16 protein-coding genes are annotated in these 21,964 nt (G+C 65.1%); 8 read left to right on the forward strand and 8 right to left on the reverse strand.

Going from position 1 to position 21,964, the window contains the following annotated elements; all coding sequences use genetic code 11:
• Nucleotides 1–21: 21 nt before the first annotated feature.
• A complete protein-coding gene (locus AC1DJN_RS01910) occupies nucleotides 22–1,263 on the reverse strand; it encodes a dipeptidase (RefSeq protein ID WP_032978500.1) in 1,242 nt (413 codons plus the stop codon).
• 156 nt (nucleotides 1,264–1,419) lie between these two features.
• On the opposite strand from AC1DJN_RS01910, the gene AC1DJN_RS01915 reads away from it, so the two are divergent.
• Both AC1DJN_RS01915 and AC1DJN_RS01920 read left to right on the forward strand, forming a co-directional pair.
• A complete protein-coding gene (locus AC1DJN_RS01915; RefSeq protein WP_032978497.1) occupies nucleotides 1,420–2,238 on the forward strand; it encodes a protein klaA in 819 nt (272 codons plus the stop codon).
• Nucleotides 2,235–3,101: a hypothetical protein gene (locus AC1DJN_RS01920; RefSeq protein ID WP_282280080.1), complete on the forward strand. Its 867-nt coding sequence runs from the start codon at nucleotides 2,235–2,237 to the stop codon at nucleotides 3,099–3,101. Before AC1DJN_RS01915 ends, AC1DJN_RS01920 begins: the two co-directional genes overlap by 4 nt.
• 72 nt (nucleotides 3,102–3,173) lie before the next feature.
• On the opposite strand, the gene AC1DJN_RS01925 is transcribed toward AC1DJN_RS01920, so the two are convergent.
• The gene (locus tag AC1DJN_RS01925; RefSeq protein ID WP_025875598.1) at nucleotides 3,174–4,343 is read right to left on the reverse strand and encodes a class I SAM-dependent rRNA methyltransferase; all 1,170 of its coding nucleotides are present in this window, start codon (nucleotides 4,341–4,343) and stop codon (nucleotides 3,174–3,176) included.
• A 294-nt stretch (nucleotides 4,344–4,637) separates the two neighbouring features.
• Between AC1DJN_RS01925 and AC1DJN_RS01930 the strand changes: the two genes are divergently transcribed.
• Nucleotides 4,638–5,594, forward strand: coding sequence for a TerC family protein (locus tag AC1DJN_RS01930; protein WP_025875596.1), 957 nt, complete (start codon nucleotides 4,638–4,640; stop codon nucleotides 5,592–5,594).
• Between the two features lie 106 nt (nucleotides 5,595–5,700).
• Entirely contained in the window at nucleotides 5,701–6,471 is a 771-nt protein-coding gene (locus AC1DJN_RS01935) for a rhomboid family intramembrane serine protease (RefSeq protein WP_032978492.1), read from the forward strand.
• A 195-nt stretch (nucleotides 6,472–6,666) separates the two neighbouring features.
• Here AC1DJN_RS01935 and AC1DJN_RS01940 read toward each other — a convergent pair whose 3' ends face one another.
• The 6 genes from AC1DJN_RS01940 to rpmH form a co-directional block, all read right to left on the reverse strand.
• Nucleotides 6,667–7,782, reverse strand: coding sequence for a glycerophosphodiester phosphodiesterase (locus AC1DJN_RS01940; protein WP_282280081.1), 1,116 nt, complete (start codon nucleotides 7,780–7,782; stop codon nucleotides 6,667–6,669).
• Between the two features lie 112 nt (nucleotides 7,783–7,894).
• Nucleotides 7,895–9,244 carry a tRNA uridine-5-carboxymethylaminomethyl(34) synthesis GTPase MnmE gene (gene mnmE, locus AC1DJN_RS01945; RefSeq protein WP_442251397.1) on the reverse strand — a complete coding sequence of 450 codons (1,350 nt, stop codon included), beginning with the start codon at nucleotides 9,242–9,244 and terminating at the stop codon, nucleotides 7,895–7,897.
• Between the two features lie 3 nt (nucleotides 9,245–9,247).
• On the reverse strand, nucleotides 9,248–11,917 hold the full coding sequence (locus AC1DJN_RS01950) for a polysaccharide deacetylase family protein (RefSeq protein ID WP_478038687.1): 2,670 nt from the start codon (nucleotides 11,915–11,917) through the stop codon (nucleotides 9,248–9,250).
• Nucleotides 11,918–12,046: 129 nt separating this feature from the next.
• On the reverse strand, nucleotides 12,047–13,762 hold the full coding sequence (gene yidC / locus AC1DJN_RS01955; RefSeq protein ID WP_478038689.1) for a membrane protein insertase YidC: 1,716 nt from the start codon (nucleotides 13,760–13,762) through the stop codon (nucleotides 12,047–12,049).
• Nucleotides 13,762–14,256, reverse strand: a complete 495-nt coding sequence (gene rnpA, locus AC1DJN_RS01960; RefSeq protein WP_025875580.1) for a ribonuclease P protein component — start codon at nucleotides 14,254–14,256, stop codon at nucleotides 13,762–13,764. Before rnpA ends, yidC begins: the two co-directional genes overlap by 1 nt.
• A gap of 5 nt (nucleotides 14,257–14,261) precedes the next feature.
• Nucleotides 14,262–14,402 (reverse strand): 50S ribosomal protein L34, encoded by a 141-nt coding sequence (gene rpmH, locus AC1DJN_RS01965; RefSeq protein WP_006404565.1) that lies wholly within the window; start codon nucleotides 14,400–14,402, stop codon nucleotides 14,262–14,264.
• 254 nt (nucleotides 14,403–14,656) lie between these two features.
• Here rpmH and dnaA point away from each other — a divergent pair, with 254 nt between their 5' ends.
• From dnaA to gyrB, 4 genes are all read left to right on the forward strand, one after another.
• Entirely contained in the window at nucleotides 14,657–15,988 is a 1,332-nt protein-coding gene (gene dnaA, locus AC1DJN_RS01970; RefSeq protein ID WP_025875573.1) for a chromosomal replication initiator protein DnaA, read from the forward strand.
• 276 nt (nucleotides 15,989–16,264) lie between these two features.
• Nucleotides 16,265–17,365, forward strand: a complete 1,101-nt coding sequence (gene dnaN, locus AC1DJN_RS01975; RefSeq protein WP_005411731.1) for a DNA polymerase III subunit beta — start codon at nucleotides 16,265–16,267, stop codon at nucleotides 17,363–17,365.
• Nucleotides 17,366–18,293: 928 nt separating this feature from the next.
• The gene (gene recF, locus AC1DJN_RS01980; protein WP_032978486.1) at nucleotides 18,294–19,388 is read left to right on the forward strand and encodes a DNA replication/repair protein RecF; all 1,095 of its coding nucleotides are present in this window, start codon (nucleotides 18,294–18,296) and stop codon (nucleotides 19,386–19,388) included.
• A 112-nt stretch (nucleotides 19,389–19,500) separates the two neighbouring features.
• Nucleotides 19,501–21,960, forward strand: coding sequence for a DNA topoisomerase (ATP-hydrolyzing) subunit B (gyrB, locus tag AC1DJN_RS01985; RefSeq protein WP_033832640.1), 2,460 nt, complete (start codon nucleotides 19,501–19,503; stop codon nucleotides 21,958–21,960).
• The last annotated feature ends 4 nt before the right edge of the window (nucleotides 21,961–21,964 follow it).

Raw genomic sequence — 21,964 nt, forward strand, 5'->3', positions numbered from 1 at the left:
GCCGGCACTACCGCAGGGCGGCTAACCGCCCTGCTTTGCCGCGTAGTCCTGCGCCTGGCGCATCACCCGCAACAGGTTGCCGCCCCAGATGGCGGCGATCTGTTGTTCGCTGTACCCCTTGCGCAGCAGCCACGCGGTGATCTTCGGCAGCTGGCTGACATCGGGCAGGTCGCTCAGGCCACCACCGCCATCCCAGTCCAGACCGATGCCGACGTGCTCGGGGCCGACCACCTTCAGGATGTGCTCGAAATGGGCGAAGAAGTCGTCCAGGCTGGCGTGGCGCACCGGGTGTTCGTGGTCCAGTGCCTGCTCGGCCTTCTGCAGCGCCACGCCCTGTTCGATGGTCATGCCTTCCCAGCCACCCAGCTGCTTGCTCAGGGCTTCTTCGGCCTGCTTGCGCTCGGGCGACTTGGCGGTGTCGATCAGGTAGCCGCCGTACGCGTTCACCTGGATCACCCCGCCAGCCTTGGCCAGCTTGCGCAGGCGCGCGTCATCAAGATTGCGTGGGTGGTCGTAGACCGCCTTGGCCGAGCTGTGCGACAGCACGAACGGCACCGGCATCATCGCCAGCAGATCGTCGAACACGGCATCGGAGGCGTGCGACTGGTCGATGACGATGCCCAGCTTCACCGCCTCGCGCACCAGGTCCTTGCCAGCCGGGCTCAGGCCCTTCCATTCAGCCCCCTTGGGATCGGTGACCGAATCGGCGAACTCGTTGTTGGCGAAGTGCACGGTGCTGAGCAGGCGCAGRCCCGCACGGTGATAGAACGACAGCAGGCTGGGATCGGCCACCAGCGGACTGGCGTTCTCCATGCTGATGTAGACCACGCGCTTGCCGGCGGCCTTGATCCGCGCCGCGTCATCGGCGGTCAGCGCCAATGCGAAGCGCTCGGGATTGGCGGCCAGCATCTGCCGGATCTCCAGCAACCGCTGCAGGCCGTGGTCGCGCTCGGCCAGATGCGCGGCGGCCGTGCGGTCGCCCTGGTCGGTATAGATCGCCCAGAAGCCGCCATCAAGCGCACCTTCGACCATGCGCGGGTAGTCCACCTGCGAGAGTGCGTTGCGGTCGTGCCGCTGCTCGATGTCGAAGCCGTCGCGGCCGAAATTGGCCGGCGTATCCAGATGACTGTCCAGGGTCAGCAGGCGCTGCTGCAGTGCCTTGGCACGGGCCAGCTCCTGCGCGCTGAAGTCGATGGCATGGGCGGACAGCGGCGCACTCAGCGCCAGGGCGAGCAGCAGGGACAGACGACGCAACGACGGCATGGGCATCCACCGGCAATGGGAAGGACACGACCATAGCGCCGCGACGGCCAACGCCGGTAGTGCCGTATTGATCCGCCAGCTCCATTACACTCGCCGGCAGCCGATAAGTCAGCGTGCAGCACCGCGTGCTGCGTCGACCATGGAATGGAAGCATTGATGTCGAACTCCCAGCCTCCAGCGCTGCCCGCGCAGGGCCAGGCCCCCGTCCCCGCCAGCACGGTCACCGTCGAACAGCTCAAGCGTGATGTGCTGCCAACGTTGTTTGCCGGGCGTACCGACATCGGCCGCTATGGCCCGGCCGACCTGGCCAGCGCCAGCGCCGAGCCGGCCTGGCAGGATGGCAGCGCCAACGCACTGGCCCAGGCGCTTGCCGAACTGGTCAGCCGGCTGTCCGAACACGATCCCAATGCGCTGCTGCAGCGCGCGGGATGGTGGGAGCGGTTCACCGGTGCCGATATCGAAGAACGCCTGCGCCGTCGCATTGCCATGGGCAGCAACGGCGACGTCCTGGCCAGGATCGAGCGCGAAGCCATCGCCGTGCGGGCCAGCGTCGATCGACTGGATGCGCAGCTGCTCGAGCATGACGTGCAGGGGGTGCGACTGCAGGTGTACATCGATGCAGGCGTGCAGTTCCTGCAGGAGCTGCCAGCGGCCGTCGACAGCGACGATGGCGCGCCGGTGCTCGACCGTCCGGTCGAGCGGCTGCAACGCCGCGTAGCCAACCTGACCGCGCTGCTGGCCAGCCATTCGATGAGCCGGATGCAGGTGCAGCTGGCACGCAGCCATGCCATCGACCTGCTGGACCGTTACAGCGAGACGGTGCAAATCCTGTTGCCGATCTGGCGCCAGACCATCCAGGCGCTGCACAACAGCGACAACGCCAGCCCGCAGATGATCGCCAGCGCGGCCCAGGCACAGGACCAGCTGAAACAGGCCCTGCAGCAGTTGCTGCGCACATCGGCGGTGCCGGCATGAGCGCGCCGGTACGCGATCCGCTGCAGATCCCGCCGGATCTGCAGGCGCGGGTGGAGGCTGTTCCGGGCCTGCGCGCGTTCTACCGGCGGGCCTCGCTGCTGCGGGTCTTCGGCCTGGCCTGCCTTCCGCTGGCGGCAACGGCGCTGTCCTGCATGGCGCTGGCATTTACCGGCACCGAGCTGGGCCCCCCGTCGTGGGCACAGGTGCCGGCCGGCTATGGGTCGAAGGACACGGGCAGGCAGTTGCTCATCCTGCTGGTCATGACCCCCTTGCTGCTGGTGTGGATGTTCTTCGGCGTGCGCGACCTGCTCAGCCGCCATCGCCTTCGCCGCTTCGCCTGGTCATTCGCGCTGGGTTCGATGCTGCTGTGCGGTGCCTGGGGAAGCATGGGCATCACCGCACCCGCCATCGGCCAGGGCGATCGCCTCGACTATCGCCAGCTGGACGCGCTGATCGCCAGTCCAGACTTCAGCGGCTTCAGCCCCCAGTGGCAGGCCTATCTGCGTGCACAGCAGGAGCTTCCCTACGGCGTCGCCTCGTCGGCCGTGGTCGCCACTGCCCGTGCGTTGGCCAATGGCGAAGACATCGGTGTTCCGGTATCGCCGGCAATGCAGTCCCGCTTCGAGAAGGCAGCAGGGCTGCCCCGCTCTGAACGGTCGCAGCGATTGCATCAGCAGCGTCTGCTGGGCTGGCTTCTGTTCGACGTCGGCTGGGTGCTCGCGCTGCTCGCGGTTCCGGCGCTGCTGGCGCTGGGCGCGGTGGCGATCGTGCTCGGCCACCATCTGCGGCGCAGGTCCGAGGTGATCAACGGGTTGCTGCAGCAGCTGCAGCCGGTTCCTGCGCCGCCACGCGCGCAGCCCTGAGGCTGGCGCGCGGGGGCAGTCTTCGGCGCTGTGTGGGGGAGCCGGGCATCGCCCGGCTCCACACCCCGTAGGTCAGTCCACCACGCGGCAGAACACGGCCTTCAGGTAACGCGATTCCTGCACGTGGGCCATGAACGGATGGTCCGGGCCGGCGCCGGCCACCTTCAGGATCTGGATGGTGCGGCCGGAGAAGTACGCCGCACGACGCAGCATGTCCAGGAACTGGTCCTCGGCCACGAGGCCGGTGCAGGAGAACGTGGCGAACAGGCCACCGGGCTTGACCACGCCCAGCGCCAGCTTGTTCATGTCCAGGTACTTCTTCAGCGCGGTGATGACCTGGTCGCGGTCGCGGGTCATCTTCGCCGGGTCCAGGATCACCACGTCGTACTGCTCACCGCGGTTGGCCGCATCGCGCAGCCACGGGAAGATGTCGGACTGGACGAACTTCGGGCGCACGTTGTTCAGACGTGAATTGCCCTTGGCGATCTGGATGACGTCCTCATCGATGTCGATGCCGACCACTTCCGATGCACCGCGCGCGGCCGCGTACACGGCGAAACCGCCGGTGTTGCAGCACAGGTCGAGCACGCTCTTGCCTTCCACCTGCTGGCTCAGCCACTCACGGTTCTCGCGCTGGTCGGCAAAGAAACCGGTCTTGTGCGCACCGGCCGGGTCGGCACGGAACTTGATGCCGTACTCGGTGATCACCGACGCTTCGGTGGTGGTGTTGCCGTGGAAATCGAAGCTTTCCTGCTTCTGCACGTGTTCGTCGGCGAAGCTGTGGAAGCGGCAACCCGGGAACTGTTCACGCAGGGCGTCGTAGATCCATTCGCGGTGGCGGAACATGCCGGCGGCGAAGAACTCCACCACTACCAGGTCGCCGTAGCGGTCGACCACCAGGCCGGACAGGCCATCGCCCTCGCTGTGCACCACGCGCCAGGCGTCGGACACCGCATCGAGCTTCAGCACCTCACGACGCAGCGACACCGCCTGGGCGATCTTGCGCGAGAACCAGCCGGCATCCAGCGGGATCTGCGGGTCGGTTTCGAGGATGCGTACGGCAATACGCGAATGCCCGTTGTAGAAGCCACGGCCGATGAACTCGCCATCCACGCCGACGACATCGACGAGGGAGCCGGGCTTGGGCCGGACGGTCGGCTTCTCGACCAGTTTCTGGAAGATCCACGGGTGGCTGGAACGCCACGCGTTCTTGAGGCGGACAACGGGAAGGGGGGTATTCATCCACCTATTGTAGCCGGGGGGCATGGGGCGCCGGAAATCCGGTGAAGGCCCGCCATTTGACGCGGGCCCGGCCAGGCCGCAGAATCGGCTGCAGAAGGGGAGTAGCTCCCAGACGTTGTCGCCGTCAATTCGAGCCCGCAGGCTCCGGTGCAACGGCAGTTCCGGCCCATCGGAACTGCGAGCGAGACCTTCGCCGTACTGGCGAAGCTCTGTCCCTGGATCCCCTCCCGATCCTCCGTTGCAGATCCTCGCCGTCCGGCTTGAGGCATTTTTCATTTCCCAACGGACAAACCCATGCAGACGATCGGTAATTTGTGGTTGTGGGGCGGCTTCGCAGCGGTGGTGGTCATCGCCCTGCTGGTCGACCTCGTATTGATGCGCCACGGTGGCCCGCACAAGGTCACTTTCAAGGAAGCCCTGTGGTGGTCCATCGGCTGGGTCGCGCTGGCGCTGGCCTTCAACGGCGGCCTCTGGTTCTACCTGAACGAGACCGCCGGCCAGGTCGTGGCCAACAAGGTCGGCCTGGAGTTCCTGACCGGCTATCTGGTCGAGAAGGCGCTGGCGGTGGACAACATCTTTGTCTTCCTGATGATCATGAGCTACTTCGCGGTGCCGGAGGAACAGCGCCAGAAGGTGCTGATCATCGGCATCCTGGGCGCGATCGTGCTGCGTACGATCATGATCTTCGCTGGTAGCGTGCTGATCACCCAGTTCCACTGGCTGCTCTATGTATTCGGCGCCTTCCTGCTCTTCACCGGCTGGAAGATGTGGTTCGCCGCGGGCCAGGAGCCTGACCTGGAAGCCAACCCGGCCCTGCGCTGGATGCGCAAGCACCTGCGCCTGCTGCCGGACTACGAAGGCAACGCGATGAGCGTCAAGCGCGACGGCGTGCGCTGGTTCACCCCGCTGTTCGCGGTGCTGATCCTGATCGCGGTGACCGACGTGATCTTCGCAGTGGACAGCATCCCGGCGATCTTCGCGATCACCACCGACCCGTTCATCGTGCTGACCTCCAACGTGTTCGCGGTGCTCGGCCTGCGTGCGATGTTCTTCCTGCTGGCCGGCATGGCCGACCGCTTCCACCTGCTGCCGTACGGCCTGGCCCTGGTGCTGGCCTTCATCGGCATCAAGATGATGATCATCGACCTGTTCAAGATCCCGACCCCGATCTCGCTGGGCGTGGTCGCGGTGATCATCGCCGCCACGGTGGTGCTGAGCCTGAAGAACCCGCCGAAGGAAGGCGGCGCCTGATCCTGGCCGATTGAACGCTGCGGCCGGTGGATTGTCCCGCCGGTCGCAGCCACTCTCCCGCGGCGGTGGCCTTGGTTTCGCGCCAGCCACCGCCATTGCTGAGGGTATGAACACGAACGCGCCCCTGCCCGCCGGCGACGCGCCGGCCGCCCGCAACGACCGCACGCGCATCCTGCGCGCCTTCAATGCCAGCCTGGCCGCCGTGCTGGTGCTGGTGGCCGTGTTCGCCCTGCAGGACCATTTCGACTGGCGGCCCTGGGCGGTCGCACCGCTGGAAGCCAAGGGCCTGCTCGGCCTGATCGGCGGACCGCTGCTGCATGGCTCGGTCGAACACATTGCCGCCAACAGCTTCGCCATCCTGATCCTCGGCACCCTGGCCGGCAGCGTCTATCCCAAAGCCACGCTGCGTGCACTGCCCCTGCTGTGGCTGGGCTCGGGCATCGGTGCGTGGATGCTCGGCAACCCCGGCAGCTTCCATCTCGGCGCCAGTGGCGTCACCCACGGCCTGATGTTCCTGCTGGCCAGCCTTGGCCTGCTGCGCCGCGACCGCGCGGCGATCGCCACCGGGCTGATCGGCATGCTGTTCTACGGCGGCATGTTGATGACCGTGCTGCCGCATGCCGACGGTGTGTCCTGGCAGTCGCACATGGGCGGAGCCTTCGCCGGCATCATCGCCGCACTGCTGTTCCGCAACGCCGACCCGCTGCCGCCGCGCCCGCGTTACAGCTGGGAGGACGAGGAAGACGAGGTCGAGCCGCTGGCCGATGACGAACTCGAGCCGCCGTCGCCGCAGCGCGTGCCGGTGCTGTGGCAGCCGCGCGAAGGGCAGGACTATGTGGTGATCCCGTTCCGCCGGCCGGAAGACCCGCGCTCGTGATGCAACGGTAGTGCCGGCCGATGGCCGGCAAGCTCCTAAGCGTGTCGAGGTCGGATCCCCGAAGGGGCTCTGACCCTGGGCGCCGCATTCTCGCGTTCCGGTAGTCGCCGACCTTGGTCGGCGCTCATGCGTCCGGCGTTCCCATGCTTCCTGCTGCGACCGCGTGCCAACCAAGGTTGGCATCTACAGAGCGGGTCAGTTCGCCGCGTTCGCCGCCGCGCCCGTTCCATCCACCGCCTGCCGGCCCAATGCCGGGTCATCGGTGAAGAAGGCATCGATGCCGGTTGCCAGGTAGGCACGCATCTCCGCGATCGACCCCTCCGCGTTGCGCGCATTGTCCGCGCCCTTGCGCAGGTTGCTGGCCTGGAAGTGGTTCTCCGGGCGGAAGGTGTACGGAATCACCATCAGGCCCACCGCGTGCGCATCGCGCACCAGCGCCGTCGGCGTGCCCAGCGCACCGTTGGCATCCAGCGGGATGATCGAGCGCAGCTCCGGGCCTATGCCGTCGGCATAGGCCGCGATGTCCTTCAGCCCCGCCGGGGTCATCATCTGCGCATAGGTCAGCGCGCCGCCGGCCTTGGCGATGTCGGCCGGCTGGGTATCGCCCTTCCACAGCAGCTGCAACAGGCGGATGTTGCTGCCACGCGGGATCTTGCCGCGCAGGTAGCGCAGGTTGGCCGTCTCGAACGACTGGATGGTGACCGGGCCGACGTTGGTATAGGCGTTGCCGCGCAGCGCGGCCAGCAGCGTGTCTTCCATCGGCAGGCCGATCGACTGGAAGTAGGTCGGGTGCTTGATCTCCGGCACCAAGCCGATGCCACGGTTGGCACGACCGGCCTGCTGGACCAGGAACGCCAGGATCTCGTCCAGGCTGGCAATGCGGAACTGGCCGTCATAGGCGGTGCTGCGGAACTCCGGCAGGCGCTCGCGGGCGTACAGCGTCTTCAGCTCGGCCAGGGTGAAGTCTTCGGTGAACCAGCCTTCGACCGTCTGCCCGTCGATGACCTTGCGGGTCTTCCGCTTGGCGAATTCCTTGTGCTCGGCCACATCGGTGGTGCCACCGATCTCGTTCTCATGGCGGGCCACCATCACACCGTCCTTGGTCATCACCAGGTCCGGTTCGATGTAATCGGCACCGTCGGCGATGGCCTGCGCATAGGCCGCCAGCGTGTGCTCGGGCAGCAGCGCGCTTGCACCGCGGTGGCCGTAGACCGACACCTTGGGCGCGGCCGGAGGGGAGGATTCAGCACTCATGGCCACCGATGGTGCCACGGCCAGCGACAACAGCAACGCACGACCCCACGACTTCACTGCGACTTCCTCAAGCGGTTTGTGATGGGCGTCAGTATGCGGCGGGAATGTGACAGGTTTGGGGGAGATGATTTCCCTGGATTGCCGGCCAGCGGCCGGCACTTACCAAGCGCTACTTGCCGATGCAGAAGCTGGAGAAAATCTTGCCCAGCAGATCATCGGCACTCATCTGCCCGGTGATTTCGCCCAGCGCGTCGTGCGCCAGACGCAGCTCCTCGGCAGCCAGCTCCAGGTGCTCGTGCACCAGCTCGCCATCCGCCCGCTGCGCGTGTTCCTGTGCGCGTTCGATCGCATCGACGTGGCGGGTGCGTGCGGAGAATTCGCCCTCCACCTGCTCCCCTGCCCCGGCCGAAGCGATCGAACGCAGGCGCGCATGCAGCTCGTCCAGTCCCGCGCCGGTGGCAGCGGAGACGAAAACGCGGTCCGGGTCGTCCCGCACCGGCATCGCATCCAACAGATCCGACTTGTTGTGGATGTAGACCTTGTGCGGCACCGCCAGTACCGCTTCGCCGATCGCGGCTTCGCCGGCTGCCGGATCGCGTGCATCCAGCACGATCAACGCCAGGTCGGTGCGCTCGATCTCGGCGCGCGCGCGACGCATGCCTTCGCGTTCGATGGCATCGCCGCCATCGCGCAGGCCGGCGGTATCGACCAGGGTCAGTTCCAGCCCATCCAGGCGGATGGTCTCGCGCAGCGTGTCACGGGTCGTGCCGGCGATGTCGGTGACGATGGCACGCTCGCTGCCGGCCAGCGCGTTCAACAGCGAACTCTTGCCGGCATTCGGTGGGCCGATCAGCACCGCATGCAGGCCATCGCGCAGACGACGGCCACGCTCTGCGTCGCGGCGCAGCAGGGCCAGATCGCTGCGCGCCTGTTCCAGGCCACGCCGCACCTGTGCACCGCCGAGTGTGTCCAGCGGTTCGTCGGCGAAATCGATGGCTGCTTCCACGTGGATGCGCAGCAGCACCAGCTGTTCGACCACCGCCTCGATGCGGCGCGAGAACACCCCGTCCAGCGAGCGTCGTGCCGCGCGCGCCGCTCGGTTGTCGCCGGCCGCGATCAGATCGGCGATGGCTTCGGCCTGTGCCAGGTCGAGCTTGCCGTTGAGAAACGCGCGCTCACTGAACTCGCCGGGCCGSGCCTGCCGCGCSCCCAATGCAATGCAGCGTGCGACCAGCTGCTGCAGCAGTACCGGGCTGCCATGGCCCTGCAGTTCCACCACTTCTTCGCCGGTGAAGCTGGTCGGCGCCGGGAACCACAGCACGATGCCATCATCGATCACCTCACCGTCTGCATCGCGCAGGCGCGAGTAGTGCGCGTGGCGCGGGCGCAACGTCGGTGCGCCGAGTGCGTTGGCAATGGCTGCGGCACGCGGGCCTGACAGGCGCAGCAGGCCCACGCCGCCCGCACCGGGTGCGCTGGCAATGGCCACGATGGTTTCGGTGCGCTTCATATCGTTCATCGCTCAGAGCTTCTCCAGCTGCGCGCGCGCCTGCGCCGCACCAGTGCCCTGCGGCTGCAGTGCCAGGTAGGTGGTGTAGGCCTGCTTCGCCTTGGCCTTGTCGCCTGCGTGGAAGTACGCGTCACCCAGATTCWGATGGGCCACCGCGCGCGACGGATCGATCTTCAGTGTGTTCTCCAGCCAACGCGCCGCTTCGGCGTAGCGTTGCTGGCGGTAGTAGACGAAGCCGAGATTGTTGGCCGCCTGGGCAAAATCCGGGCGCAGCTTCAGTGCCTCGGCGAACTGCACGGCGGCTTCGTCGTAGCGCTTCTCGCGGTACAGCTGCAGGCCACGGTCGTTGGCCTGCTGCGAGCGCTGGCGGTCCGAGGCCGGTCCGGCCGTCGGCACCACCAGCTTGGCCTTGCCGCCCTGCAGGTCGGCCACGGTCACTGGCGCTTCGCTGTTCTTGGCGTCCTGGGCAGCGTCGACCTTGTTGTTCAGGGCGATCGCATCGGCAGTCAGCTGGCGCGTATCGGCGTTGAGGTATTCCTGGCTGTCCGGCACCTGGAACACGAACTCGCCCCCCTGCGAGCCGGGCAGGCTGCCGAAGGCCGGCGTCTGCTGCGAGACCGCCGACACCGCCGGCGCCACATAGGCGGCCAGCTCGGTACCGGTGATCAGGCCATCGCCATTGAGATCGCCCTTGCCAGCCAATGCCTGCAGCAACACCCAGGTAAACACCGAGTGGCCGTTCGGGCCGGCATCGGCCACCTGCTGGTCGGCACCGCCGGCGGTCAGCATCTGCCGCGCGCTGCGGCGTGCGTTCTCGCGCAGGAACGACGAGGACGACGGGCCGCCGCGGGTCAGACCAAGGCCGCTGTAGCAGGCATCCATCACGAACATCACATGCTTGGCCTGCATGCTCTCGGCGATGTTCTGGATRTCGGTCATCGCGATSGCRTCGGTGGCAAATTCCTTCGGGTCCGAATCAACCGGAATGATGTAGCCGAGGTCGCGCCCGGATGCCAGCTGACGGGTAGCACCGTGGCCGGCGAAGAACACGAACACGCGATCATTCCTGCCGGTGCGGTCGTCGGACAGCCGGTCGTGGAAGGCGGCCAGGATGTTGTTGCGGGTGGCCTGCTCGTTCTTCAGYACGATCACCTGCGASGACGGGAAGCCGAACTGCCCGGTCAGSGTRTCGGCSAYGGCCTGKGCATCGTGGCTGGCGTAYTCCAGCTTCGGCCACTTSGCGTAGTYRTCGATGCCGAYCACGATCGCCCACGATTTTTCATAGCCGGTGGTGACGGTGGCATCGCGGTCGCTGCCCTTGCGCGGTCGGGCGACGCTGAAGTCGCGGCCATTCCAGCCGGCGAACTGGTAGCCGTCGGCGATCAGCCGGTCCAGGATCTGCGGCAGTGCCTTCACCGCGCGGTCGTGGATATCGTGGAACAGGATGATGCCGCGCTGTTCCTTGTTCACCTGGTCGAGCACGCGCTGCACGATCGATTCGGGCACCGGGTCGGCCCAGTCCATCGAATCGATGTTCCACATGATCGACTTCAGGCCCGCCTCGTTGAGCAGCTGCAGGCCTTCGGCGTTGCGTGCGCCATACGGGAAGCGGAACAGCGGCGCGCGCTTGCTGTCCACGTCCTTCAGCAGGGTGTCGGTGTCCAGCACCTGCTGGCGCAGCGCATCGCCGGTGGTGCGCGACAGCTGCGCATGGGTCAGGCTGTGGTTGCCGACGGCGTAGCCCTCTTCCATCAGGTTGCGGCTGATCTTGGCCATCGGCCCAAGGCTGACCTTGCCGTCGGTGTCGACCTTGCCCAGGTTGCGACCGACCTCGAAGAACACGCCCGGTACGTCGTAGCGCTTGAGGATGGCCACCACTTCATCGGTATAGGCCTTGTGCGGGCCATCGTCGAAGGTGAGCACCACCGTCTTCGGCGGCAGATCGCGGCCGAAGATCTCGCGGTCGCTGTCCTTCATCGACATCGGGTACGGCTCGATCACGCCGTAGTCGCGCAGGATCGCTTCGCGGCTGTAGTCCTTGTGCAGGTGCGCGATGTAGTCGTCCCACTTCTCGCGCTTCAGTTCGATGGCACGGGTGCGCTCGAAGCGGCTGAAGATGCGGGTCAGTTCCTGGTTGTAGTTGCGCTCGATCTCGTCCAGCGCCTCCAGGTCTTCACCGATGCGCTGGTGCAGCTTCACCGCCGGCAACGAGGAATCGGCGCCGATGCGTTCGTGCAGGTCACGCAGCACCTCGCGGAACGCCAGGCGATCGGCATCGAACAGTTCGGGCGCCGACTCGATGTAATCCAGCACCGTGCCCAGGGTAGCGAAGCGCTGCGGGCTGGTGCCGCGCAGCAGGGTGTCGAACTGCGTGGCAATGGCGCCGCGCTGTTCCAGGCCATCGTGGAACAGCTGCTGGCCGATGCGGGTGGAAGTGGTGCGATCGGCCGCGGACTGCTGTTCCTCATCGGCCAGCAGCACGATGATCCGTCGATAGCCGTCGAGCTGCTTCTGCAATGCGCCCAGCAACGGCGCGGCGGCCGGGTCGGCGGCAGCGGCAGCCTGTGCGCTCGGCTGGGTAACCGCCGCCGGTGCCTGCGCGTCCTTGTCGCCACAGCCAGCAACGAGCAGGGTCAACAGCAGGCTGGGCAGAAGCAGGCGGAACGACGGCGCACGCGGCATGGCGGACTCGAACAAAGGGGAATGGTGTGCCGGCGATTCTAACGCCGCATGCGAAAAGCCCGCCTTGCGGCGGGCCTTTGCTGGGCCGGCCGGCCGGCGGCCGGCTCTACCCGTCGGCGCAGACGCGCCTTACTTTTTCTTGGCCGGAGCGGTGGCTGCCGTGGCCGGCACCGGATCGCTGCCGTGGCGCTTGGTCATCCACCACTGCTGCAGCAGGCCCAGTCCACCATTGACCACCCAGTACAGGACCAGGCCGGACGGCATGAAGGCCATCATGACGCCGAACACCAGCGGCATGAACTGCATCATCTTCTGCTGCATCGGGTCCATGCCCGGTGCCGGCGTCAGCTTCTGGGTGAACCACATCACCGCTACGTTGATCACCGGCAGGATGAAGTACGGGTCACGGGCGGTCAGGTCCTGGATCCAGCCGAACCAGGGCGCCTGGCGCAGTTCGACCGAYTCCACCAGCACCCAGTACAGGGCGAAGAAGATCGGCATCTGGATGAGGATMGGCAGRCAGCCGCCCATCGGATTGATCTTTTCCTTCTTGTACAGCTCCATCATCGCGGTCTGGAACTTCTGGCGGTCATCGCCATAGCGTTCCTTCAGCTGTGCGATGCGCGGCTGGAAGCGACGCATCTTGGCGCCACTCTTGTACTGCGTCGCCGACAGCGGGTACAGCACGATCTTCAGCAGCACCACCAGGCCGACGATGGCCCAGCCCCAGTTGCCCACCAGCTTGTGCACCTGGTTGAGCACCCAGAACAGGCCCTGGCCGATCACCGCCATCATCGAGAAGCGGCTGTAGTCGACCACACGGTCCAGACCCGGCACGTCTTCCTTGGCGATCAGGTTGACCAGCTTCGGGCCGACCCACAGGCGGGCCTCGGTGCTGGTGGACTGGCCCGGGGCCACGGTGAAGGCCGGGCCACGCGCTTCGATCAGGTCACGACCGGCCACCTGCGACAGCACGTAGTGGGCGGTCTGGTCCTTCTGCGGGATCCAGGCGGTGAAGAAGTGGTGCTGCAGCATCGCCAGCCAGCCGCCGGTGATGTTCTGGTTCAGCGCGCCATCGTCCAGGTAATCCTTGAACGCACGACGCTGGTACTTCTTGTCGTTGTCGTACCAGGTGGCACYGTTGAAGCTGAACGAGTCCGGGTTGGTCATGCTCCGCGACAGGATCGTCGGGCTGCGGTCCAGGGTGCGGTAGACGTAGCCGTTCCACGGCGCGGCGCCGGCATTGCTGACTTCATCCTTGAAGCGGATCGCATACTCGTTGCGGCCCACGATCAGGGTGCGCTTGATGGTCACGCCGTTGTCGGCGGTCCATACGAACGGAACCTGCAGTTCGTTCTGGCCCTTGGCCAGCACGAAGTCGCGGGTGTCACCGACCAGCTTGAAGCCGTCGGCACCCGGCACCGGGGTGTTCTTGTCTTCGCTGGCCCAGCCGCTGATCGCGCTGTAGGGATGCGCGGGATCTTCGGTCAGCAGGCGCACCGGCGGGCTGCCTTCGTCCTTGCTCTGCGGGAACTGCAGCAGTTCGGCGTCGAGCACGCGGCCGCCATCGAGCTTCAGGCGCAGCACGTCGGTGGTGATGGTCACGGTCTGTGCGGACGGGGTGGCGCTGGCCTGGGCCTGTGCAGCGGCCTGACCCGGGGCACCGGGAACCTGCGCGCTGGGGATGCTGCCCGGGGACGCGCCGGGGACGCTCTGGGCGGCGGCCGGGGCCGAGCTGGTCGTCGGCGCCGGGGTCGGGGCGGACTTCTCACGGCTCCACTCCATCCACAGCAGCACGGCCACCATCAGCCAGGCAAAGATCAGGAAAACACGGGTCTGGTTCATCAGCAGGCAGGCTCAGCGGGGCCGGGACGCGGTGCCGGCTCGGTGACGGAGGAAATGGCAATGCCATCAGGCGGCGGCATTGTGCCGTCCACGCCCGGCGCGGGCAATGCGCGCAGGCGCCGCAGCAGGCGCAGGAAGGCCTGGCGGATATCTTCGTTGCTGGCATGACGCGCAGCAGTACGAGCCACGACGACGAAGTCGCCTGGCTGTATGTCGGTTCGTGTCTGACGCAAGGCGTCGCGCAGGACGCGCTTGATCCGGTTACGCCCAACGGCGTGAGGATCGACCTTGCGGGAAACCGCCAGACCCAGCCTGGCCGGCCGGTCAGCCGGTAGCCAGTGCAGGGTCATCAGCGGATCGGACACACGGCGGGCGCCGTTGAAGACCGTTGAATATTCGGCACGCGTGCGAACCCGCGCAGAGCGAGGGAATCGCTTGCGCGGGTCTGCAGTATTCACTGTCGAATGGATTGCGTCTGCCGCTGGATGCGGCATGGCAATCAGGCGCTCAGGACTTTGCGGCCCTTGGCGCGGCGACGCGACAGGATCTTGCGGCCGTCAGCGGTCTTCATACGGGCACGGAAGCCGTGGTCGCGCTTACGCTTGAGGTTGCTGGGCTGGAAGGTGCGCTTGGTGGCCATGTGGGCCTCTCGTATGAATGGGACGGAAAGAACCGGAAATTTTAGAGAGGTGTCCCCCCTCCCGTCAACCCCTGTCTGCTACGCCAATTCACCGGGCTGTGCAATAGCTGTGGATCTTTTTGTGAATAAGTAGGGGACAAGCATTCCGAAGGCGGGCGCTCGGTGGTAGGCTGAGCCATCCATTTCCCCCCTTTCAGGCCTGTGTTTGGGCGCCTTTTCGCGCCTATGCATCGGCCACCGGACAATTATTGCTGATGGATGCCTGGTCACGTAGTCTCGAGCGACTCGAGGCGGAGTTCCCGCCCGAGGATGTTCACACCTGGTTGAAGCCGCTGCAGGCAGATCTGCGCGCTGACAGCCTGGTGCTGTATGCACCGAATGCCTTCATTGTCGATCAGGTGCGCGAACTGTACCTGCCGCGGATCCGCGAGCTGGTCACCCACTTTGCCGGTTTCGGCGACGTATTTCTTGAAATCGGCTCGCGTCCGCGGCCCGTGGACGCGCAGATCGCGCCGGTTTCCAGCCATTCGGCGCAGGCGCCGGTGCAGCCGCAGGTTCCCTTTGCCGGCAACCTGGACAACCACTACACCTTCGCCAACTTCGTGGAAGGCCGCAGCAACCAGCTGGGCCTGGCCGCAGCATTCCAGGCGGCGCAGAAGCCGGGCGACCGCGCGCACAATCCGCTGCTGCTGTACGGGGGCACCGGCCTGGGCAAGACCCACCTGATGTTCGCCGCCGGCAACGCGATGCGTCAGGCCAATCCGGCCGCCAAGGTGCTGTACCTGCGTTCGGAACAGTTCTTCAGCGCGATGATCCGGGCCTTGCAGGAAAAGACCATGGATCAGTTCAAGCGCCAGTTCCAGCAGGTCGACGCGCTGCTGATCGATGACATCCAGTTCTTCGCCGGCAAGGATCGCACCCAGGAAGAGTTCTTCCACACCTTCAACGCGYTGTTCGATGGCAAGCAGCAGATCATCCTGACCTGCGACCGCTATCCGCGCGAAGTCGAAGGCCTGGAAGCGCGCCTGAAGTCGCGGCTTGCCTGGGGCCTGTCGGTCGCCATCGAGCCGCCGGACTTCGAGACCCGCGCTGCGATCGTGCTGGCCAAGGCCCGCGAGCGTGGTGCCGAGATTCCCGATGACGTTGCGTTCCTGATTGCCAAGAAGATGCGCTCCAATGTGCGCGACCTCGAGGGTGCGCTGAATACCCTGACCGCCCGCGCCAATTTCACCGGCCGTGCGATCACCACCGAATTCGCCCAGGAAACCCTGCGCGACCTGCTGCGCGCTCAGCAGCAGGCGATCAGCATTCCCAACATCCAGAAAACCGTTGCCGATTACTACGGGCTGCAGATCAAGGATCTGCTGTCCAAGCGTCGGACCCGGTCGCTGGCCCGGCCGCGCCAGGTTGCCATGGCGCTGACCAAGGAACTGACCGAACACAGCCTGCCCGAAATCGGCGACGCCTTTGCCGGTCGCGATCACACCACGGTGCTGCATGCCTGCCGGCAGATCCGCACCCTGATGGAAGCCGACGGCAAGCTCCGCGAGGACTGGGACAAGCTGATCCGGAAGCTGAGCGAATGATGCACGTACGCCGATGAGGCGTCACCGCATAAAACGGTGCAGAATCCGGTAGCAAGCGCGGGACAGGGTGTGGATAAAAATGCCGTTGGATTTCCCGGAAGATTTATCCACAGCTTTCCCCACCCCTTGGGGGCTGGTAATGCAGAGGGTTTCGAAGCCTGAAACCCTTTTGTTTACAAAGACTTAGCTGTGTTTTCCAGCGATTCTGGCTCTACCAGCACCACCAAGCTTTTGATTTATTCCACATTTTTTTAAAGCATAGGGGCACGGAACCACATGCGTTTCACACTGCAGCGCGAAGCCTTTCTCAAGCCGTTGGCACAGGTCGTCAACGTGGTCGAACGCCGCCAGACCCTTCCGGTTCTGGCCAATTTCCTGGTGCAGGTGCAGAACGGCCAGCTGTCGCTGACCGGTACCGACCTGGAAGTGGAGATGGTGTCGCGGATCGCGGTTGAAGATGCCCAGGACGGCGAAACCACCATTCCCGCCCGCAAGCTGTTCGAGATCATCCGCGCCCTGCCTGATGGCAGCCGGATCACCGTCTCGCAGACCGGTGACAAGATCACCGTGCAGGCAGGACGCAGCCGCTTCACCCTGGCCACCCTGCCCTCCAACGACTTCCCGTCGGTGGACGAAGTGGAAGCCACCGAGCGTGTTGCGATCGGCGAAGCAACCCTGAAGGAGCTGATCGAGCGCACTGCGTTCGCGATGGCCCAGCAGGACGTGCGCTATTACCTCAACGGCCTGCTGTTCGACCTGCGCGGAGATGCGCTGCGCACTGTCGCCACCGACGGTCATCGGCTGGCCCTGTGCGAAACCGATCTGGCCAAGCCCAGCGGTTCCAAGCGCCAGATCATCGTGCCGCGCAAGGGCGTGACCGAGTTGCAGCGCCTGCTGGAAAGCGGTGATCGCGAGATCGAACTGGAAGTCGGCCGTAGCCACGTTCGCGTGAAGCGCGACGATGTGACCTTCACTTCGAAGCTGATCGACGGTCGCTTCCCGGATTACGAGGCAGTGATTCCGATTGGTGCCGACCGCGAGGTGAAGGTTGATCGCGAAGCACTGCGTGCCTCGCTGCAGCGTGCTGCGATCCTGTCCAACGAGAAGTACCGCGGCATCCGCGTGGAAGTTTCGCCGGGCAACCTGAAGATCAGCGCGCACAACCCGGAGCAGGAAGAAGCCCAGGAAGAGATCGAGGCCGACACCACGGTCAGCGACCTGGCCATCGGCTTCAACGTGAACTACCTGCTGGATGCCCTCTCCGCCCTGCGCGACGAAGAAGTGATCATCCAGCTGCGCGATTCCAATTCCTCGGCGCTGGTGCGCGAATCCAGCAGCGAGAAGTCGCGTCATGTGGTGATGCCGTTGCGTCTCTGACAGCTGCGCCGTTCCACGTGGAACACATGGACGCCCGGGATCTCCCGGGCGTCTTTTTTTGTTCCACGTGGAGCATCGTTGCGAATGCTTACCGCCGCCCTTGGCGGCTCCTGCAGATGAGAGAATCCACGTTGCCCTGATGGGTTGTCGGCGCATGGAACCCACGATCCCGGGAAGCCAGCTGTGGAATCCACATGCTGAGATGACGAGACACGTTGGATATGAGCACGCAGCGGGATCCGATCCAGCGGCTTCCGCTTGCGTGCTGACCTCTCTGTCCACAGGCCTCGTTCGTAGGAATTCGGCGCTTCCCTAGCTTCTAAATCTGGGTATAAATCAAAAGCTTGGTGGTGATGGTAGGGCCAGATTTCATGTAAAAGTAGGCTATGTGCCTGTTTTAAAAAGCTTTTATAGGGTTGAAACCCCCTGTATATAGGCCATCAAGCCTGGGGGGGAACCTGTGGATAGTTTTACAGCCGAGGAAAAGTGCCTTTTTTATCCACAGTTCGCCCACACCTTGTGTATAAGTCATACAGACCCGCTGTGGATGGCGTGGAACTGCCGCTTTGAATTTCTTGAAATCTGTGGAACCTGGCAGGGGCCTTGGCCGCAGATTTCAAGAAATCTGGGGAGCACTGACTGCAATCTCGGTGGAGTCAGGCCATGAGCCGGGGAAACCGTCTTCGGAATGGCGAAATCTGGACGCCTTGAGCCTTGGCTTCCTGCCGGATTTGAACGATTTCGGCCACTGTCTCCGGCCGCCTGCATGCCGGCAGGCCTCCGCCACGTGGAACCCGTGTTCTCCAAGGCTGCAACGCCCCGCTGATGCCGGTCCACGTCCGATCCACGCTGGCTGGCTTGACCAATGCAGTAAGCTGGGAGATTCCCCGCCCCTCTACCGCCATGTGCGGATGGTCTGTCGCATCCCATGCAGATTCGTCGTCTTGCCCTCCACCAGTTGCGTCGTTTCGATGCGGTGGAGCTGTCGCCCCAGCCAGGGGTGAATCTGCTGACCGGTGACAACGGCGCTGGCAAGACCAGCGTCCTGGAAGCGTTGCATCTGATGGCCTATGGGCGGAGTTTCCGCGGGCGGGTACGCGATGGCTTGGTGCGTCAGGGCCATGAAGCCCTGGAAGTCTTCGTGGAATGGGACGAGCAACGCGGTGATCTGCCCGTGCAGAGGCGAAAAGCCGGGTTGCGGCACAGCGGGCAGGAGTGGAAGGGGCGGCTGGATGGCGAAGACGTCGCCCAACTCGGAAACCTGTGTGCCGCCCTGGCTGTGGTGACCTTTGAACCGGGCAGTCACGCCTTGGTGAGTGGTGGTGGCGAGCCGCGTCGGCGCTTTCTGGATTGGGGCCTGTTCCACGTGGAACCAGACTTCCTATCCTTGTGGCGGCGCTACTCGCGCGCGTTGAAGCAGCGCAATGCCCTGCTCAAGCAGGGCGGGCCGTCGCGGATGCTCGATACCTGGGATCACGAGCTGGCCGAGGCGGGAGAACCGCTGACCAGCCGTCGGCAGCACTACCTGGAGCGGCTGCAGTCCCGAACCATCGCCCTGGCCGAGGCATTGGCTCCGCAACTGGGAATCGTCGGCCTGAATCTGAGTCCCGGCTGGCGCCGGCACGAGGTTCCGCTGGCAGATGCCCTTCTGCTGGCGCGCGATCGCGACCGTCAGGCGGGTTACACCTCGCTGGGCCCCCACCGGGCGGACTGGAGCGTGGCGTTCCAGAGCATCCCGGGTCGCGATGCGCTGTCACGCGGCCAGGCCAAGCTCACCGCCCTCGCCTGTCTACTGGCCCAGGCGGAGGATTACGCCGAGCAGCGTGGCGAGTGGCCCGTCATCGCGCTCGACGATCTGGCCTCGGAGCTGGATCGCACCCACCAGGCCCGGGTACTGCACCGCCTGTTGGCGGCACCGGCGCAGATATTCATCACTGCAACAGAAACGCCTGCAGCACTGGAGACTCTGAGCAACATCACCCGGTTCCACGTGGAACATGCACAGATCGTGGCTGTGCCATAGTGGGCACGGCAAGGCCGCTCAGCCCCGGCTGGTATAATTCAGGCTGCTATCCCTTCATTCTCGGCACATCGCTCAAAGCGGTGTCCGACCTGCGGAGCCTACGGCAAGCGCAATGACCGACGAACAGAACACCCCGGCAAACAACGGCAACTACGACGCCAACAGCATTACGGCCCTGGAAGGCCTGGAGGCTGTCCGCAAGCGCCCAGGTATGTACATCGGCGACGTCCATGACGGCACCGGACTGCATCACATGGTGTTCGAGGTCGTCGACAACTCGATCGACGAAGCCCTCGCCGGCCATGCCGACCACGTGTCGGTGACGATCCATGCCGACGGCTCGGTCGGAGTGTCCGACAACGGTCGCGGCATTCCGACGGGCAAGCACGAGCAGATGAGCAAGAAGCTCGACCGCGACGTGTCTGCAGCCGAAGTCGTGATGACGGTCCTGCACGCAGGCGGCAAGTTCGACGACAACAGCTACAAGGTTTCCGGCGGCCTGCATGGCGTGGGCGTCAGCGTGGTCAACGCGCTGTCGCAGAAGCTGGTCCTGGATATCTACCAGGGCGGTTTCCACTACCAGCAGGAATACGCCGACGGCGCAGCACTGCATCCGCTCAAGCAGGTCGGTCCCAGCACCAAGCGCGGTACCACCCTGCGCTTCTGGCCGTCGGTAAAGGCTTTCCACGACAACGTGGAATTCCACTACGACATCTTGGCCCGTCGCCTGCGCGAACTGTCCTTCCTCAATTCCGGCGTCAAGATCGTGCTGGTGGACGAGCGTGGTGATGGCCGCCGCGACGACTTCCATTACGAGGGCGGCATCCGCAGCTTCGTGGAGCATCTGGCGCAGTTGAAGACGCCGTTGCACCCGAACGTGATCTCGGTAACCGGCGAATCCAACGGCATCACCGTGGAAGTGGCGCTGCAGTGGACCGACTCCTACCAGGAGACGATGTACTGCTTCACCAACAACATTCCGCAGAAAGACGGCGGTACCCACCTGGCCGGCTTCCGTGGCGCGTTGACCCGCGTGCTCAACAACTACATCGAGCAGAACGGCATCGCCAAGCAGGCCAAGATCAACCTGACCGGCGATGACATGCGCGAAGGCATGATCGCGGTGCTGTCGGTGAAGGTGCCGGACCCGAGCTTCTCCAGCCAGACCAAGGAAAAGCTGGTCAGCTCGGATGTGCGTCCGGCCGTGGAAAGCGCATTCGGCCAGCGCCTGGAAGAGTTCCTGCAGGAAAACCCGAACGAAGCCAAGGCCATCGCCGGCAAGATCGTCGACGCTGCCCGTGCCCGCGAAGCCGCGCGCAAGGCCCGCGACCTGACCCGCCGCAAGGGTGCGCTGGATATCGCCGGCCTGCCGGGCAAGCTGGCCGACTGCCAGGAAAAGGATCCGGCGCTGTCCGAACTGTTCATCGTCGAGGGTGACTCCGCAGGTGGTTCGGCCAAGCAGGGCCGCAACCGCAAGAACCAGGCGGTGCTGCCGCTGCGCGGCAAGATCCTCAACGTGGAACGTGCACGCTTCGACCGCATGCTGGCGTCCGACCAGGTGGGTACGCTGATCACCGCGCTGGGCACCGGCATCGGTCGCGACGAGTACAACCCGGACAAGCTGCGTTACCACAAGATCATCATCATGACCGACGCCGACGTCGACGGCGCGCACATCCGCACCCTGCTGCTGACGTTCTTCTACCGTCAGATGCCGGAGCTGATCGAGCGTGGTTATGTCTATATCGGCCTGCCGCCGTTGTACAAGATCAAGCAGGGCAAGCAGGAGCTGTACCTGAAGGACGATCCGGCGCTGGACAGCTATCTGGCCAGCAGCGCAGTGGAGAACGCGGGGCTGGTGCCGGCCAGCGGCGAGCCGCCGATCGATGGCGTGGCGCTGGAAAAGCTGCTGCTTGCCTACGCTGCCGCGCAGGACACGATCAACCGCAATACCCATCGTTACGACCGCAACCTGCTCGAAGCGCTGGTCGACTTCATGCCGTTGGAGCTGGAAAACCTGCGCAACGCAGGTCCCGGCGAAGGCCTGGACGCGCTGGCCAAGCACCTCAACCAGGGCAACCTCGGCAGCGCCCGTTTCACCCTGGAACTGCAGGAACCCAACGAGCAGCGTCCCGCTGCGGTGCTGGTCACGCGCAGCCACATGGGCGAACAGCACATCCAGGTGCTGCCGCTGTCGGCGCTTGAAAGCGGCGAGCTGCGTGGCATCCACCAGGCAGCGCAGCTGCTGCACGGTCTGGTCCGCGAAGGCGCGGTCATCACCCGTGGCGCCAAGTCGATCGAGGTCGAATCGTTCGCGCAGGCCCGCAACTGGCTGCTGGACGAAGCCAAGCGCGGCCGTCAGATCCAGCGATTCAAGGGTCTGGGCGAAATGAATCCGGAACAGCTGTGGGACACCACCGTCAATCCCGATACCCGTCGCCTGCTGCAGGTGCGTATCGAAGATGCGGTGGCCGCTGACCAGATCTTCAGCACCCTGATGGGTGATGTGGTCGAACCGCGCCGCGACTTCATCGAAGACAACGCGCTGAAGGTTGCCAACCTGGATATCTGACACA

This window comes from Stenotrophomonas sp. 05L414_2 (assembly GCF_056397905.1).